This is a genomic window from Pseudonocardia sulfidoxydans NBRC 16205, assembly GCF_007989085.1.
Lineage (GTDB): Bacteria > Actinomycetota > Actinomycetes > Mycobacteriales > Pseudonocardiaceae > Pseudonocardia > Pseudonocardia sulfidoxydans.
On sequence record NZ_BJVJ01000186.1, the window covers coordinates 1 to 917 of the forward strand.

Consider the following 917-nt stretch of genomic DNA (forward strand, 5'->3'; position numbering starts at 1 on the left):
TGGATTCAAGGGATTGTCGCAACACCCTGATTGTTCAGGGGTGATGAGCATGATCGGTCCGCCGAGAGTGCCGCGTGAGCGTGTCCGCAGATTCTGGAAGGCCCGACTGGCCGGGGCCACGATCGAACAGGCCGCCACCGAGGTCGGGGTGTCGGCATCGGCCGGGCGGCGGTGGGTCGTCGAGTCTGGCGGGATGATCCCGTGTCTGGACGAACCCGGCGGCCGCTACCTGTCCTTGGCCGAGCGCGAGGAGATCGCTGTGGGCTGGGCAGCCGGGCTGTCCCGGGCCGAGATCGCCCGCCGCCTGGGCCGCCACCGCGCCACGATCGGGCGCGAGCTGACCCGCAACCACACCGTGCGCCACCCACGCCCCCACGAACGACTCCAGCAGCACGAGCAGGCCCAGCAGGCCCGACCCGAGCAGGCCCAGCACCGGCGGTTGCGGTATCGAGCCGTGCTGGCTCAGGCCAAAGCCGAGGACCGTGCGCGCCGCCCGAAACCCCGCACCCTCGCGACCAACCCGGAACTGGCCGCGACGGTGCACGACTGGCTGGTCGAAGATCAGTGGAGCCCGGAACAGATCAGCCAGACTCTGCACCGGAGTTTCCCCGACCGGCCGGAGATGCGGGTGTCCCACGAAACGATCTATCAGGGCATCTACCAGGGCCTCTACGTTCAGGGGCGGGGTGAGCTGCGTCGTGAGTTGGCCGCGTGTCTACGGACCGGGCGGGCGTTGCGGCGCCCGAACCGGCTCCCCGACGCGCGCCGGGCCCGCAACGACACCCGCATCCGGGACAAGGTGATGATCTCCGACCGGCCGGCCGAGGTCGATGATCGGGCGGTGCCCGGGCACTGGGAATCTCAATGATCTTGTCAAGCCGCCAGGGCGGTGGGTGGCGGTGCCGGGGTCCAGGTCC

General features: G+C 70.1%; 1 pseudogene. It reads left to right on the forward strand.

Features of this window, described 5'->3' with window-relative positions:
• Positions 1 to 43: 43 nt before the first annotated feature.
• Positions 44 to 859, forward strand: a pseudogene (locus PSU4_RS30940) (IS30 family transposase); the annotation flags it as partial.
• Positions 860 to 917 lie beyond the last annotated feature (58 nt).